The organism is Photobacterium sp. 1_MG-2023, assembly GCF_030547945.1.
Lineage (GTDB): Bacteria > Pseudomonadota > Gammaproteobacteria > Enterobacterales > Vibrionaceae > Photobacterium.
In genome coordinates this window covers 21,575-36,491 of the sequence record NZ_JAUORR010000005.1, presented here as the reverse complement: position 1 = coordinate 36,491, position 14,917 = coordinate 21,575, and the positions used below count along the sequence as shown (strand labels likewise).

General features: G+C 51.5%; 11 protein-coding genes. 8 read left to right on the top strand and 3 right to left on the bottom strand.

All coding sequences use genetic code 11. From position 1 onward, the window contains the following. Positions 1–89: 89 nt before the first annotated feature. From Q4579_RS06425 to Q4579_RS06390, 8 genes are all read left to right on the top strand, one after another. Positions 90–2,180 carry an iron-containing redox enzyme family protein gene (locus Q4579_RS06425; RefSeq protein WP_303562606.1) on the top strand — a complete coding sequence of 697 codons (2,091 nt, stop codon included), beginning with the start codon at positions 90–92 and terminating at the stop codon, positions 2,178–2,180. Further along, positions 2,173–4,002 carry a carbamoyltransferase gene (locus tag Q4579_RS06420; RefSeq protein WP_303562605.1) on the top strand — a complete coding sequence of 610 codons (1,830 nt, stop codon included), beginning with the start codon at positions 2,173–2,175 and terminating at the stop codon, positions 4,000–4,002. The genes Q4579_RS06425 and Q4579_RS06420 overlap by 8 nt, the downstream gene beginning before the upstream one ends. 24 nt (positions 4,003–4,026) lie before the next feature. After that, positions 4,027–4,227 (top strand): hypothetical protein, encoded by a 201-nt coding sequence (locus tag Q4579_RS06415; RefSeq protein WP_303562603.1) that lies wholly within the window; start codon positions 4,027–4,029, stop codon positions 4,225–4,227. A gap of 16 nt (positions 4,228–4,243) precedes the next feature. Beyond that, positions 4,244–5,614 (top strand): aspartate aminotransferase family protein, encoded by a 1,371-nt coding sequence (locus Q4579_RS06410; RefSeq protein WP_303562601.1) that lies wholly within the window; start codon positions 4,244–4,246, stop codon positions 5,612–5,614. After that, the gene (locus Q4579_RS06405) at positions 5,611–6,201 is read left to right on the top strand and encodes a formyltransferase family protein (protein WP_211650618.1); all 591 of its coding nucleotides are present in this window, start codon (positions 5,611–5,613) and stop codon (positions 6,199–6,201) included. Before Q4579_RS06410 ends, Q4579_RS06405 begins: the two co-directional genes overlap by 4 nt. Before the next feature lie 31 nt (positions 6,202–6,232). Further along, positions 6,233–6,919, top strand: coding sequence for a LysE family translocator (locus tag Q4579_RS06400; protein ID WP_303562599.1), 687 nt, complete (start codon positions 6,233–6,235; stop codon positions 6,917–6,919). A gap of 76 nt (positions 6,920–6,995) precedes the next feature. After that, positions 6,996–7,700 carry an AzlC family ABC transporter permease gene (locus Q4579_RS06395; protein WP_211650620.1) on the top strand — a complete coding sequence of 235 codons (705 nt, stop codon included), beginning with the start codon at positions 6,996–6,998 and terminating at the stop codon, positions 7,698–7,700. Then, positions 7,690–8,025 carry a branched-chain amino acid transporter permease gene (locus Q4579_RS06390; RefSeq protein WP_303562597.1) on the top strand — a complete coding sequence of 112 codons (336 nt, stop codon included), beginning with the start codon at positions 7,690–7,692 and terminating at the stop codon, positions 8,023–8,025. The genes Q4579_RS06395 and Q4579_RS06390 overlap by 11 nt, the downstream gene beginning before the upstream one ends. Before the next feature lie 221 nt (positions 8,026–8,246). Here the strand turns inward: Q4579_RS06390 and Q4579_RS06385 are convergent, their stop codons facing one another. Genes Q4579_RS06385 through Q4579_RS06375 form a run of 3 tightly spaced genes read right to left on the bottom strand, consistent with a single transcriptional unit; the run spans position 8,247 to position 14,911 of the window. Beyond that, positions 8,247–9,317: a toxic anion resistance protein gene (locus Q4579_RS06385; protein ID WP_368501969.1), complete on the bottom strand. Its 1,071-nt coding sequence runs from the start codon at positions 9,315–9,317 to the stop codon at positions 8,247–8,249. A 24-nt stretch (positions 9,318–9,341) separates the two neighbouring features. Further along, positions 9,342–10,043 carry a phospholipase D-like domain-containing protein gene (locus Q4579_RS06380; protein ID WP_303562595.1) on the bottom strand — a complete coding sequence of 234 codons (702 nt, stop codon included), beginning with the start codon at positions 10,041–10,043 and terminating at the stop codon, positions 9,342–9,344. Beyond that, positions 10,040–14,911, bottom strand: coding sequence for a DNA repair ATPase (locus Q4579_RS06375; protein ID WP_303562593.1), 4,872 nt, complete (start codon positions 14,909–14,911; stop codon positions 10,040–10,042). The genes Q4579_RS06380 and Q4579_RS06375 overlap by 4 nt, the downstream gene beginning before the upstream one ends. Between the last annotated feature and the right edge of the window lie 6 nt (positions 14,912–14,917).

The following is a 14,917-nucleotide window of genomic DNA, read 5'->3' as shown; positions in this document are numbered from 1 at the left end:
ATCCGGAAATATATTTAGATCAGCAGAATATCTGTGAACAACTGGAAAAGCTGAAGAGCGAGACATCCGACTGCTTCAGGTGGGCAGATATGCCTGCGACTTCGCTGACGGTTGTCGAACAACAGATAGATGAACATCTTTCCCGCTTACAGTCCTTATGGCAGGCAAACCTGAACAAACTGGCAGCAGATGAAACGCGGATTTCTGAGATAGTCATTCAGTCTGCCCCGCTCGCTGCTTCGCTTGGTGTGTGGCTGCAAGGTCTCAGTGCACCCGGCGTATTTGAAGATCAAAATATGCTGGCTTGCCTCAGCCTGCTCGCAGATGACTTTGGCGGTGGTACCGCTTTACACAGTCGAAAAGACTGCTTTGAAACCCTTGGCAAACATCTGGGCATACGCGATTACTCCACGCAGAGCCATCACCTGATCACCCGTCCGGAGATTGGTGATGCCATGTATTGTTTTCCATCTTTACTCTTGATGCTGAGTCGTCGCAGTGATGCATTCATTCCCGAACTGATCGGAATCGACTACATCATGCGCTCTATGGGCATTGTGCCTGCTTGGCAAGCACTCAAAGCAGCATGCCCCCAGCATGATCTCGGTTTTCTGGATCTGAGCCTTCCCCTGACCCAGGAGATTCCGGATCAGCAGTCTCCAGTCGATGTATCCCGACAATTGATCACCGAATTTTCCCGCAATCCTGCACACTGGCAACGGATTCAAGCAGGATTCAGTATTGCGCTCCATGGTTTGTACCAGTGGCATCAGGCATTATTCAAGCAGCTTCAGTCTCGTCAGGAGCCGGCGTTTGCGATGGCAACTCTGATTCAGAACAAAGCGCAGGCAGCGGCAGTTTATCACCATGACTTCCCTCTGGAAGGAAAGCCATTGTCGGACTGGTTTGAAGATGCCGTGACCGATCCGATTCCGCTGTTAAACGTCCTGGCCCGTTCACGCCTGATCCGGCCCGGAAAGCCAGAAAAAAGTCCGCTGATTCAACAGCTCATTCAATATGGCGGCCCGATGTTCCGGATATTCGATGACGCTGAAGTTCAGGTGATCCGGCGTTGGATTCTGAGTTTACCTGCAACAAAAACGCCCGAAACCGGGCTTCACGCAAGCTTGGGCTTCGCCGCTGAAGCACTGACAGCGCATTTCAAACCTTCCCATCATGTCACCGTTGCACAGGGTGATGAACAACAAGGGCTGGCTCCCCAGAGTATCCGTCAGGCTTATCATCTGCTGCAAGGTCGCGCACTGACACCCGTGTTGTCTGCATTTGTTACCGACTACATTGAGTTCTGGCTGACCCGAGCTGCTGGCTCGCTTGATCAGACACCGCGTTCCCTGCCCCGGATTTATCAGCCCGGCATGTTGAAGACGTGGTTGCTGAGCACCCATGCGCAGCAGAGTCATGCTGCCGGTGAGATGGATGACGAGTCGATTCCAGAGCGAGAAACCGTCATCGAACAGACACTGCAGCTTGCGCCGCTGACCCTGATTGATGGTTCCTGGTTACAGGGATTTACAGACATCCAGCTTGCAACCAGCCGCTATGGTGCGCGGCTCTTTAAAACCTACTGGGATGAATTGGGTAACGGAATGTATGCGATCAACCATCCAAAGGTTTACCGGGATGTGTTACGCGCGATGGCGATTGAATTGCCTGCAACGGGAAGCCCGGCTTTTGCTTTTGATGGGCGTTTCCGGGACGCCTCATTTTATTTGCCCGTTTACTGGTTATGCCTCGGAAAAAAAGCAATTTCCTATTTACCTGAAATATTGGGAATGAACCTGGCCATGGAGCTTTCAGGTGTTGGCGGCAGTTATATGAATGCCAGCCGTTTTCTGCATCATCACGGCTTTCCATCCACATTTGTCGATCTTCATAACACCATCGATAACGTTTCCACCGGGCATTCGGCCTGGGCTGCGGAATCGATCGATGACTTTATGAGCCAGTATCTGCATCAGGAAGCCGCAGAAACACTCTGGCAGCGTATTCGGATTGGTTACGAGTCACTTGCGCCGATTGTGAAGCATGCCGATGCGCTCAACTTTTTTGACCACACCACTCACCCGTCAAACATTACAGATGAAAAAACTCAGCACGGGTTGCTTCATCATCATGAACTGAATCGGACACCAAAGGCAAAGGAGCAGGTGTATGCCTGAGTACCACTTAGGAATTTCAGCATTCTATCACGACAGCGCAGCCGCATTGGTTTGTGATGGTATACCGGTTGCGGCAGCACAGCAGGAACGCTTCAGCCGTATTCGTCATGACTCAGGCTTCCCTGCCGATGCCATTCGTTACTGCCTGCAGGAAGCGGGGATCACATTCGATGACCTGACCTCCGTCAGCTATTACGAAAATCCCAAAATGAAATTTCGGCGGGTGCTTGATTCTTTTGCACATGCCGGGCCCAAGGGGTTCGACTCGTTTATGCGGGTGATCCCGCAGTGGCTTCAGTGGAAGTATCAGGTTCTGGATAAAGTTGATTTACAATTGAAAGCACTGGCGCTGGGAACAGCGCCACCTGCGCAGGCCAATGATCATCACCGCTCACACGCGGCCTCCGCCTTTTTTCCGTCTCCTTTTGAAAACGCAGCCATCCTCTGTATCGACAGTGTCGGCGAATACCACACAACGTCTGTCTGGCATGGCCGGGGGGATCAGCTCACGCTCGTAAATTCCATCTCTTATCCCCATTCACTCGGGCTGCTTTACTCTGCAATGACGTATTTTTGCGGATTCAAAGTCGATTCCGGTGAGTACAAACTCATGGGGCTGGCACCTTACGGCACCCCGCTGTACGCAGATATCATCAAAGAGCACCTCATCTTTTTACGGGAAGACGGTTCATTTTCACTGAACCTGAAATACTTTGAATTCATGTTCGGCAAACAGATGGTCGGTGAAAAATTTGCCCAACTGTTCGGTGGTCCGGCAAGAGAAGCAGAATCGCCTCTCACACAAAGGGAGTGCGATCTGGCTGCTTCCGTTCAGGTCGTCATTGAAGAAGCCGTGATGGGGCTCGCTCAAACCGCCCGCCAACTCACCGGAGAAGAAAATTTGTGCCTCGCCGGGGGTGTGGCGCTCAATTGCGTGTCGAATGGCCGGTTGTCCCGCGCCGGACTGTTCTCTGAAATCTGGGTACAGCCTGCCGCCGGTGATGCTGGATGTGCGCTGGGGAGCGCGCTGGATGCCAGTATCAAACGTTCCGGACGCCAGTACGCACATGCTTTAAAAGTCAGTGACTTAATGCAAGGTGCTTATCTGGGCCCCGGCTTCTCGGACGACGAAATCGCCGCTTTCCTGAATCAGCATCACTACCCTTTTCAGCAATTGCCTGAAGAAGCGCTGCTCAAAGCAGTCAGTGGACATCTCAGCAGCGGTGCGGTGATTGGCTGGTTTCAGGGACGCATGGAATTTGGGCCCAGGGCGTTGGGTGCCCGGTCAATCATTGGTGATCCGCGGAATCAGGAAATGCAGAAGACCATGAATTTAAAAATTAAATATCGTGAGTCTTTTCGCCCGTTCGCACCGTCGATTTTGCAAGAGGACGCCACACAATATTTTGAGATGTCTGACGACAGCCCTTACATGCTGATGGTTTCCGATGTACAGAAAGCACTGCGTCAGACGGACAAAATCAATCGTTCTCTCGGTTCGATTGACGAATGCCGGTCATCCTTGCCAGCGATCACCCACGTCGATATGTCGGCCCGGGTTCAGACCGTCTCGGAAGAACGAAACGGCAAATATGCCCGTCTGCTGAAGCAGTTCCGGGAAGATTCCGGATGCCCGGTTGTCGTCAATACCTCGTTTAATGTCCGGGGTGAACCCATCGTCTGCACACCAGAGGAAGCATACCGGTGTTTTATGCGAACCGAAATGGATGTGCTTGTGCTTGGGAATTGCCTGCTGCTGAAGACCGAACAGCCCCCTTTTGAAGAAAAGGTGGACTGGCGTCGTGACATTCCTCTGGACTGACATGAATCAATGAAGGAATAAACCATGATGAAATTTCTGTGTTTAATCAGTTATCTGTTCATTTTTCTGCCGGTGTGGGCAGTTTCGGCTCTGCTGGGAACCGGGCGATTTAACCGGCGCTTCCACCAGCGCCACTCCACCTGGGACAAACCGATCACCCTGAAGAGCCAGGCAACAGAGGCGGTTTCCTTCAAGCGTGCAGTTTCAGGTCAGACAAACCAATAGCAGATCACAGGTATTTATGACTTACGTAATCAACAAAAAGCTGAATGAAAGACCGATCCTGTTGTCTGGCGGTGATGGCGTCTGGCTGCATGATGCTGCAGGTAACAAAATTCTGGATACCTGTGGTGGCGTCGCGGTTTCGAGCCTGGGCCATTGTCATCCGAAAATGATACAGGCCATGAAAGCGCACGCTCACATGCTGTCCTGGGCCCATGCCGGCAGTTTTACGACGCACGCTGCTGAAGCATTAGGAGAGTTTCTTGTTGAACGCGCCGGAGGTCTGGGAAAAATTCAGTTCTTGTCCGGCGGTTCCGAAGCGGTTGAAGTCGCCATGAAGGCGGCTTATCAGTATCACTGTGAAAACGGTCAGCCATCCCGGACGCAATTTATCAGCCGGCGCCAGAGTTATCACGGCAGTACATTCGGTGCACTGGCACTGTCTGGCAATCTGGAAAGACAATCCATTTTCACGCCATTGCTGAGTCAAACCGAGTTTGTTTCTCCCTGTTATGCCTATCGTGATCAACGGGCAGATGAAAGTGATGAACAATATGTCCATCGACTGGCTCACGAGCTGGAGTCTCGAATTCAGTCGATTGGCGCGGAGAAGGTTGCTGCTTTTATCGCGGAGCCAGTCGTCGGTTCAACGAACGGTGCTGTTCCTGCGGTAAAAGGCTATCTTCGGGCAATGAAAGCGGTCTGTGAGCGTCATGGCATATTACTGATGCTGGATGATGTGATGTCCGGCATGGGACGAACCGGCTATTTGTTCGCGCACCTTGAAGACGATGTACAGCCGGACATTGTTGTGATCGGCAAAGGGCTGGCCGCCGGATATCAACCAATCTCGGCTTATCTGCTTTCAGACACGATTCATGATGTGCTCGCTCAGGGTTCCGGGATTTTGCGGAACGGTCAGACGCATGTAAACCATCCGTTCGCCTGCCAGATTGCGCTCTGCGCCCAGCAGATACTGGAAGAAGAGGATCTGCTGGCCAATGTTCGCGCCCGAGGCATTCAGATGCGGCAACTTTTTCAGGATGCTTTATCAGATTTTGATTATCTGGGGGACATCCGCGGACGTGGTCTGTTTACCGGGCTGGAGTTTGTGGGCGACAGGCAGGAACAGTCTCCGCTGAACGGTGGCGCTGAGTTTGTCAGTGTCTTAAAACAAACCGCTTTCGAGATGAATTTACTGATCTATCCGGGGAGTGGTACCGTCGATGGTGTCCGCGGAAATCATCTTTTATTGGCGCCGCCATTCATCGCCTCGTCACAGGATATCGAAACAATGGTCGGAAAAGTGACTCTGTTATTCAACCGACTCCGTCCGAATTTTGCAGCTTGGGCTGAATCATTCAATGAAACAGGGAGGGTGAAATCATGAAATGTCAGGATAAAATTTTGCTGTCTGTGGTGGATATGGACTGGTGTCATTACGGCGTTGAATACACGAAAACTTTATTCAGTCATGTGGAAGTCCTGTGTTGGGATACAGGTGATCCCTATCCTTCACAAGTGGATGACTGGGAAGGCGACTGGATCATCTCTTACCGGGGCGATTTCATTTTTGGTGAGCACATTTTTCGGCGCGCCAGAAAAGGGGCAATTAATCTGCATCCGGCTCCCCCCCGCTACCGTGGACTGGGCAGCCAGCACTATGCCATTGATTCCGGTGAGAAAACCTATGGTTCGACCTGTCACCATTTAGCGTCGTCGGTAGATTCCGGTCAGATTATCCATGTGAATGAATTTCAGATTGCAGAGCACGAAACAGCGAGCAGTCTCAGAATGAAAGTCGGGGCCAATTGTCTGTCCCAGTACATGATGTTACTGACGGACTATATCAGTCGGGGGAAGCCGCTGCCCAAATCGGAACAACAGTGGGGAGACCGGCTTTACCGGCAATCGGAGATTGACCGCTGGCTGGAAGAAAAAATGTCGCAGGATCCGGCACATCGCTGCCTGATCTGAATCGAACGCTATACAACATATAGGAGAGACGATGGAAAGTCTTCTGCCCGTTCTGATTGCTTATTCGACTTATTGTATCGGCACCCTATCCCCGGGACCGGCAAATCTGGCGATCATGGGGACTTCAATGGCATCCGGACGCTCTGCCGGGCTGGCGATCGCTTTCGGCGTCATTACCGGATCGGTCATGTGGGGCGTGATTGCTGCGTTCGGCTTGGGGACGGCAGTCCATCGCTCTGTCGAGTTATTTAACTTACTCAAAGTTCTGGGCGGCACCTACCTGCTTTGGTTGGCTTATCTTTCTCTGAAAACGGTCTTGTCTGCCCGCTCGGGTTCAGAAGCGGCGGCTTCCGTGAATCCGGAGGTGCAATCCACCAGCCCGGAAGGCCAGCAGAAACACCCGGTGAATCGACTGGGAAGGCATTATTTAAGAGGGCTGGGCATTCATTTAACCAACCCGAAAGCCATGGTTGTATGGCTTGCTGTCATCAGCACAGGCATGAATGCCAATTCAAGCAGTGTCACGCCTTCATGGATTGTTCTGGGATGTGCTGTGTTGGGGATTCTCATTTTTTCATTTTATGCCTTAGCTTTTTCAACGCCGAAAATGATGGCCTATTACGTTCAGAAAAAAACGCTGATCAGCCTGTTTATGGCCGTCATGTTCTTTATCGCTGCAGTCACAATCTATGTGGATGTGCTGAGGGCATTCTATTAGTCATTCGAATGCGGTGCGTTCTCCCTAAAGCGCCGCTTTCTATGCTCACAACATTGTTTTTCAATCAGGTTCAGATGTGAATATTCAACAGTTTTACTTTATTTTTAAATTAACAATCCCCGTGGCCATGGCCTATGTGCCTTTGGGTCTGGCATTGGGTGTCTTTATGGTTTCAAGTGGTATCCAATGGTTCTGGGCCCCGCTCTCTGCACTGATCATTTTCGCAGGCTCGATTGAATTTCTGGCCGTCAGTTTCATCATCTCCGGCCTGCCTCTGGCTGCTATCGCCTGGACGACGCTGATTGTGAACTTTCGGCATCTGTTCTACGGGCTGTCATTCCCCCTCTCCTCATTCAGTTCCCGCTGGCAAAAAATTTATGGCATTTACGCATTAACCGATGAAACCTATGGCATCACCTCCGCAGGTGCGGGCCAAAAACTCCGGGATTCAGAGATCACCTTACTGCAGGTGATCAGCCACTTATGGTGGGTGGGTGGTGCACTGTTCGGTGCCTTTGTCGGGACGATTATCCCACCGGAGATCAAAGGATTTGAATTTGCGCTCACGGCCATGTTTGTGACCCTTGCCGTTGATGCCGTCCGTCACCACCGGGAGAACCAGTTGATTCTTTACGCCGTGATTTCCAGTGTCGCAGGGATACTGTCTGAGCGTTATATAGCCGAGCATTCATTCCTGGCAACGGGCCTGATTTGTTATCTGATCCTGATCAGCAAAGACTATAAAACTGAGTGTAAAGAGGTGCTCGTCCATGATTCCTGATCATCACGTTCTGACGACAATTTTGACCATTGCAGCCGTGACCTTGTTATTACGTGCATTGCCCTTCGTACTGATGGACGTCTTAGCGAAAAGCCAATATCTGAAATTTATCGGTCAGAAAATGCCTGTGGGTGTGATGATATTATTGGTCGTTTATACATTCATTCATGTTGACTTCACGGTTGCGCCTTACGGAATACCGCAGATCATCTCAACCCTTCTGGCTGCTGTGCTGTATTGGTTCCTGAATAACGCGCTGGCGGCAATCAGTGTTGGTCTGGCCGCTTACCTGATGTTCGTGAATGATTTGACCTGGTGGACCTGAAAGCCAGTGCTTGAGCTGATTCGGCATTTCTCCGGCATCACCGATTTACAGACACTGAACTTCAGTAATCTGCGCAAGCTTACGTCTGATCAGAATCATGCAATCGTCAGATGGAAGAAACACAACTGTCAGCATTGAAATCAAACACAGCAAGCTGGAACCCCTGCGATAAAAAAACGGCAGCAAATGCTGCCGTTCAAATTGATTCGCGATTGAGTGCATCAATCCAGCGTCTGCTGCAACGCCACTTTCAATTCTTGCTCGGCTTTCGCAATCACTTGTTCGGCCTGCTCACGTTGCTGACGACCTTCTTTCACGCGGGATAAGGTGTTATGCAGCGTTTCAATCGTCAACTGGTTCACGGCCTGCAAAGATTCAAGATCCAGAATGCCGCGCTGGTAATTCTCAGCAATCTGTTCTTCCAGCACTTTCAGATGCTCAGCGTTTTTCACGTACTGTTTGTTGGTGTAATCCTTCACAGTCCGGGTGACTTTTAACGCTTTTTCTTTCTCGTAATTGGAAATCGCAATCAGGAACTGACGTTTCCACAGCGGGAAAGTGTTGTGGACGATATCCTGAATATCTTCCATCAGCATCTTATTACCCTCCTGCGACAAACGAATCTGTGGTGCCGTCTGTACGGCAGCAAGCCGGGTGAGCTCCAGATTGTGAACCCGTTTTTCCAGCCGGGCAACGGCCTGACTGGCATCACGATACTTCTGAGCTTCCAGCGCATCACCAGACTGCTCTGAAGCCGCCTGCAACGCGGGCAGCACATCAGCATGCAACTGGCTGATTTTGTACTTTCCGGCAGCAATGTACTGCTCCAGACCTTTCAGCAAAGTCAGGTTGTTATCGTACAGACCATCCAGCTGCGTGATATCGTGTGCCAGCTTCACTTCCTGCGCTTCCAGCTGTTGAGACAGCTGTTCAAGCTGCTGCTTTACGGAATCGAAACTGCGGGAAAACTTCTTGAATGAGTCAAACAACTCACCAATCAGCGGCAGATTCGCCAGAAAGCTGTTGCCTTTGAGCTGATCAAAAGCAGCGCTGTCCATCGATTCCACCATAGATTGCAGAATGTCTCCGGCATCACCGGTGTCACGAACTCGGACCTGCTCCAGAACGTTATCCGAGAACGCAGTGATTTCCTCCAGTGCTTCTTTCCCGAAGGTGATGGTCGCGACAGCATCAAATGGATCGAAGCTGTCTGACAATGCAACGATTTCAGGTGTGACTTCCAGTGTGCCTGCGGTGTTCACAACGCCCGCAGGCGGAGAATCCGGGTTCATAATGCCATTCATGTAAGCGGCTCCTTAAGGCTGATGACAGGGAAAACGCTGCCAGAGTTCTTCAAACTGCTGCTCAAACGCAGTCAGAAAACGACGGTCATCCGTCAGCGTGATGTCTTCCTGATTGTATCTGGACGCACTCCGTGTCCAGTTGAAGCTGCCGTTGATCAGGCGGGTGCCATCAAACACAGCAAACTTATGATGCATGTGATAAGGCGATGTATCAATTTTCACAGCCACGCCTTTGCGTGCCAGATAATCAATATCGCTGCCTGCATCATTGATCTTGTCGTTATCTGTGATCACGCGCACCTGCACACCGCGTTCATGAGCTGCCAGAATATGCTTGGTCAGTTCATCATCTGCAATGGTAAACACACAGATATCAATCTTGCTTCGTGCCTGACGCAATTGCTCAATAATGCCGGCCGCACAGGTACGGCCCGGTGAAAACCAGCTGCTTGCCACTTCTGCCGTGGCCGCACTGCGGGTGTTATCCAGCACTTTCACCACCCGTTCCAGCCAGCGAAGCACAGCAAGGGACTCCGTCCCTTCCTGTATCGCCTGTTGGGCGAGTTTAAAGCTCTGATTACGCAAAAAAGATCGCTCATCATCTGACAAACCCACTTCCACCAGCGAAGCCTGCAATTCCCGGCGCTCGCTGTCATCCAGCCGGCCATCTTCAAGCGACGCTTTCAGCCAGTCGAGCCACTGTTGCTGATTCATTCCAGATCCTCCAGTTTGGCTGGCTGAGCAAACCGTGCAATGTGCTGATTCAGCATCGCCAGTTGCTGAACGACTTGTCCTGCCCGGTCACTTTCATCACCCATCATTTGCTTGCGCTGATAAGCTTGCTTGATGTCTTCCCAGCGAACTTTCTGCTCGGCGGTCATATTGCCGCGCAGTTCAGCCAACTTCAGCAGGTTCTCTTCGGTGCCATTGGCCAGCGTCTGCGCTTCACCCTGATAATGATCCTGAAGCAAGGTATTCAGCTCATCATCCGTCATCACGGAAGCGATCTTCTCAGCCAGCTTGTTCATGTTCCGGTAAGAACCCTGCAGCTTGAACGGCGGTTCAACGCGGTAATCATCTGCCGTTGCTGCCGACAGAATGTACTGCTGGTTTACCTTCAGAACAGTCTGCTGAACGAGCATGAGTTTCTGCAGCGTTGCCACAATTTCGTTGGCTTCTGTTGAAGAATACGAATGTGACATATCGCTGAGTGCGACGCCGTCACCCTGAGCCATTTTCACGAATCGATACAGGTCGTTGAGATCCCGTGTTGCCAGTGGTGCCAGAACCGGGTTGGAGGTCAGCGAGTTCTCAATGAAGCTCAGTTCAAAGGCATATTGTTGATCCGACAACATGTCACCCAGGTTGTAGATATCCGCACGGTTGGCCAGCATATCCGGAATCCGGAAGGCCTCACCGGTTTCGGTGTACGGGTTACCGGCCATGACCACAGCGAACTTCTTACCGCGCATGTCATAGGTTTTGGTTTTCCCCTGCCAGGTCCCTTCAATCCGTCGCGTCCCATCACAGAGTGAAATGAATTTCTGCAACAGTTCCGGGCTAGTGTGCTGAATATCATCCAGATACAGCAACACGTTATTGCCCATTTCAAAGGCCAGATTGATCTTCTCGATTTCACGGGCAGAGTTCTGATCAGGCGCATCGGCTGGATCCAGAGAGGTGACCTGATGACCAATCGACGGACCGTTGATCTTCATGAATACGAGTCCCAGCTTATGCGCCACGTATTCAATCAGGGTCGTTTTACCGTAGCCCGGCGGAGAAATCAGCAGCAGCATCCCCATCAGGTCCGTCCGTTTCTTATCACCGACGGTGCCCATCTGTTTGGCAAAGTTATCGCCAATCAGATGCAGATAGCTATCGCTGATCAGCTTGTTTCGGACGAAAGACGTCAGCGGACGCGGTTTAAACTCGCTCAGTCTGAATTGATCTTTGGCCTGATTCAGCAACGCGGTTCGCTGGTTCAGATAAGCTTCAAACTGAGGCACCACCACGCTGCGGTGATGTTCGCTTCGCTGAATGAAATCATCCAGAACCAATGTCAGCTTGCCTTCCTGAACCCGATCGTGTTCACCCAACAAGCCCTCAACCGGACAAGCCAGTGAGAAGTCCACCGGACTCAACAGCCGATCGGAATGCGTTTTACACACCGCAATCGCGGCGGCTTCCACCACAAACGGCTGACCGTAAGATTTCTGAGCCGTATAAGCCATCAGCCATTGCTGATGATCCGCAAATGCAGTATCCAGCGCCTGTTGCTCGCCTGCCCAGCCCAGGCTGCGACGGAATTGCAGATAATCTTCACTCAGCTCAAATGCATCCTGACTGACTTCCATCCGCCCATCCGTGCCAGCCAGCAGCCGGATCAGGTAATCACTGCTTTCCATCGCAGCCTGTCCCGGTAGCGATGCCGCCAGTGTCTGCTGAAGTGACAGGAACGCCTCAGCTGAATTCAGATGCTCTTTCAGCAACTGCGCATTTTTAGCTTCCTGCTGCCAGCGATGCAGATCGGATTCTTCCTGCTTCATCAGCCACAGCAGCGCCGTTGCACGTGCCTGCTGACTGAAACGCAGCAAGCCAGCCTGCTCAAAGGTCGGTAGCACCTGTTGCAGAATCAGCGCTGCATCATGGTCATGAATCCCTTTGACATACCCTTCTTTGTAGCGCGGCGCTGCAAAGCGCTGAACCCGTGTCAGCAGTGACTTGTCCCGCCCGGCCTGATACAGCTGATCCAGCGACAGATCGTCGGCTTTATTCATGGCACTGTGCAGGATCAGATACGCCAGATACTCGCCACGATAAACTGCGTCGCTTTCAGAGGAAACGTCCAATCGTGCAATATTTTGTAACGACAGAAAGGTTTCATCCTCTATTGGCTGATAAAAATCCGTGCCCGAGATATGCGTACACAGTTGCTTTTGATGTTCGACCAGACTCAGATCCAGCGCCTGCTGGTTCACACTGAATTTGTGACGCCCAAGCCGCAGCACTTTGCCGCCGTCTTCGAAAATATCCTGATTATCCCGCAGCGCACGCAGGGATTGATCCTGCAGAGATTTCAGCTTGGCATCCAGGCTATCGGCCTTGACGCTGTCGCCCAGATCACGAATCGACTGCGACAACTGATGCAGCTTCAGCACCATCGCATCCGTGGCAAAATAGCTGTTCAGCGCCTTCACATCATCAAAACGGGACACCCGTTTTTCGATGCTGCCCATGGTGACATTAGCTGCCTGCATCAGGTTCTGAACCCGACGCTGTTGTGCTGAAATCAGTTGCTGTTTGTGATTATCCAGCGTGGACTGAATTTCATCGCGCTTGGCGTAAATCTCAACCAGGAACTGATCGAAATCTGCAAACCGGGATTCCAGTTTGTCCAGTTGACCCACCAGCTTCGCCAATTGGGTATCACACTCATCTGGCGTCGTCGCCTGCTCCATCGCACTGCTGACCGATTGACCCAAGAGTTTGAACTGGGCACTGAACTCAGCCTGAGCCTCGTTACTTTGCAGACTCTGCGATTTATTTCTCAGTTTGGCCGAGGCCGCGTTCAGTAACGACGAGACTTCCGTGGTTAAATCCAGAATCCGGGTCGACTGCGTCGGATCATCGGTTTCAATATCGGTCACTTCTTCAGAAACCAGCTGCAAGTCTGCACGCAGGGTTTCCACCTGCTGCTGAAGTTCCTGAATTTCTGCGGTTTTGCTGACCTCAGTTAACGCGGCTTCAATGTCGTGAATCTGCTGCTTAAACGGCTGATACGCTTTTTCTTCCTGCAGCAATGCCAGCAACTGCTGGTTGAGCTGTTCACGATTGTTTTGCAGGTTGTCCAGCAGCGCATCCACACTGTCGGTGTCCATGTAATGCTGCTGACGCAGTGCCATGGTCGCCCCGACCTGAGCTTTCAGATCAGACAGCAGCGACAGCAGCACATTTGCCTGCTCTTTCGGCGCCAGTTTGATCTTCGCAATTAAGTCCGTCACAACCTGCTGATGCGCTGCCAGGCTTTCTTCAGCATGACGTTGCATCTGAAGGACTTTGGCAAACTCATCAATGATCTTGTTTGCTGTGTCCATCAGGCTGTTGATCACATCGCCCATGCCCAACGCATAGTTGTGATTCAGCCAGTGATAATGATCCAGTGTGCTCTGACACTCTTTCAGCAAGACTTCAAACGCAGCCTGAGTGACTTCCTCCGATTGAGCCAGTTGACAGATCGACAACACCGACGACAATGCACGCACCAGCTCTGCGTTACCCAGATTAAACAGCGGACTGCCGCTGTCGGCATTGGCATTTTGCGCGGCGTAATGTTCCGGCGTGGAAAACGGCGTATCCCAGATCCGGAGCGGATGGATGGTGGACGCTTCCGCATTTTCAGACAACTGGAACACCAGCATCCGGCCATCGGGGTACAAACTGAAACCATGACTTTCCAGCGGCGCAGCAAACTTCTTCTCAATCATGTTGTAGGTAAAGCCCACATAATGGCCTTCCATCATGTTGAAGAAGAAGTAAAGGATATCTTCGCCATTTGGCGAGGCAATTTTCTGGAAAAACTTCAGATGCTGCCACGGCATGTCAAACTGCTTGCTTTCGCCGTTTGCCAGCACAAAACCATGGGAGTAAAGCACACCATGATCTTCCGGCAGGGCTTTGGCACTGAGTCCGAGTGCATCGGCGCGGGTGACCGACTGATTGATCGGGTTATAGATAAAATAGCGCGCGTTTTTTTCCCGGTGCGGTTTGATCTTTAACGCGATCAGATCGCCAAGCAAGGCATATTCAATCAATGCATCGGACACACTCTGATGCGGATCTTCCACCGCTTCACTGTAGATCCCTTTGCCATCGTCCGTGTTATCTTCCACTTTGATGGTCAGATCACCGCCGATACATTCGACAAACAATTTATCGCGGATCGACACATGCGGATGAGCCCCGGCGATCTGATCGTCGCGGGTCGTCATGATCCAATCAAAATCGTGTTGCTGGACACTTTCCAGCTGTTTGTTCCCCAGCGAATCAATGTATTCAACGGAGTTGGCATTGAGCTGGAAACGGAAAACCTTGCGGTCTTCCGGGCGCATCCCGATCTGGAATGCGATATACAGAATGCTTTCCTGACGGGAGATCTGTGTCAGACGTGCATCGCTGTAATACGTAAAGAGTTCGGTGAATTCGTGCAGGAAGCGGGCATCCGTCAGGAAGCTGCCTTCTATAGATAGCGGTTCGATCCGGAAGGTGCCGTCTTGTTCGTGCAGCTGATATAAGCCAAAGACATCCTGAAGAGACGGCAATGCTTTCAGGCCCACATGCACCTGATAGCCAAATAAGAGTTGCTGATTAACCTGTGCCATGTCGATTGGAATCGAACGGGCTTCGGTCTGGACATTCGCCTTACCGACGAGCTGGCTTTCGGTGCCGCCAAAAATCGACTGACGATTCTGATTAAAGGTTTGAGACAGGGACTTGAGCTGTTTGCCTTGCTGAAATAGCCTGGATTTCAGTATTTCGTACGCCCCGCCCTCGCTCACCGCTTGTTGAGTTGTTTCGGACATGCAATT